The sequence below is a fragment of the Mesorhizobium sp. M7A.F.Ca.US.005.03.2.1 genome, from assembly GCF_003997795.1.
Classification (GTDB): Bacteria; Pseudomonadota; Alphaproteobacteria; order Rhizobiales; family Rhizobiaceae; genus Mesorhizobium; species Mesorhizobium ciceri.
The window spans coordinates 1-1,270 of the sequence record NZ_RZRP01001250.1 but is presented as its reverse complement, the minus strand read 5'-3'; the positions used below and the strand labels follow the sequence as shown (position 1 = coordinate 1,270).

The 1,270-nt window shown below is 61.3% G+C and carries 1 protein-coding gene and 1 pseudogene; one reads left to right on the top strand and one right to left on the bottom strand.

Going from position 1 to position 1,270, the window contains the following annotated elements; all coding sequences use genetic code 11:
• Positions 1-976: BMP family ABC transporter substrate-binding protein (locus tag EN991_RS36740; RefSeq protein WP_164769687.1), on the top strand; the 976-nt coding region annotated here is incomplete at its 5' end.
• 47 nt (positions 977-1,023) lie between these two features.
• Here EN991_RS36740 and EN991_RS36735 read toward each other — a convergent pair.
• Positions 1,024-1,270: pseudogene (locus EN991_RS36735) on the bottom strand (acyltransferase); the annotation flags it as partial.

The window sequence follows — 1,270 nt, the reverse complement described above, 5'->3', positions numbered from 1 at the left end:
GGTCTACACCGGCCCGATCGGCGATTTTGGCTATTCCTACCAGCACGACCAGGGCCGTCTCGAAGTGGAGAAGGCGCTCGGCGACAAGGTCGAAACCGCCTATCTTGAAAACGTCTCGGAAGGCCCCGACGCCGACCGCGCTTTCGAGCGCCTGGCACGCGAAGGCTGCAAGATCATTTTCGGCACCTCCTTCGGCTTCATGGACCCGGAAGTGAAGGTCGCCAAGAAATTCCCGAAGGTGATGTTCGAGCACGCCACCGGCTACAAGACATCTGACAATCTCGGCATCTACAATGCGCGTTTCTATGAAGGCCGTTATGTGCTCGGCCAGATCGCCGCCAAGGAATCGAAGGCAGGCGTTGCCGGCTACATCGTTTCCTTCCCGATCCCGGAAGTGGTGATGGGCATCAACTCCTTCATGCTCGGCGCGCAGTCGATCAACCCGAACTTCAAGGCCAAGATCGTCTGGGTGAATTCCTGGTTCGATCCGGGCAAGGAAGCCGACGCCGCCAAGGCGCTGTTCGACCAGGGTGCCGACATTATCGTCCAGCACACCGATTCGACCGCTGCCCTGCAGGTGGCCGAGGAGCGCAAGCTGCACGGCTTCGGCCAGTCCTCCGACATGATCAAGTTCGCGCCGAACGCGCAGCTGACCTCGCTTACCGACGAATGGGGTCCCTATTACATCAGCCGGGTCCAGGCAGCCCTCGACGGCACCTGGAAGCCGGACAATGTCTGGCTTGGCATCAAGGACGGCGCGGTCAAGCTCGCCCCCTACACCAACATGCCCGACGACGTGAAGGCGATGGCGGAGGCCACCGAGAAGAAGATCGCCGGCGGCTGGAACCCCTTCACCGGGCCGATCGCCAAGCAAGACGGCACGCCGTGGCTGAAGGATGGCGAAGTCGCCGATGACGGCACGCTGCTCGGCATGAATTTTTATGTGAAGGGTGTCGACGACAAGCTGCCGCAGTAAGCAGCGCAAGAGATCGAAATGAGGAGGGCGCCGCGAGGCGCCCTTTTTCATTCGGCGGGCTGCGCTCCGGCTGAGACGCGACGAAACCGTGCCAGGCCAGCATCGACCGCGCGGCCGAGCCAAATCCTCAGCAACCGCTGTGCGGGTCGTTCGCAGGCGCGCCAGATTGCCCACGAAACGAAAAGCATAAGTGCGCCGCAGCCAAAGGCGGCAAACCATTTGCCGATAAGGGGCGTTGCCGCATTGATGACGAGATAGCCGATGTCCTGGTGCAGCAAATAGAGCGGATAGGTC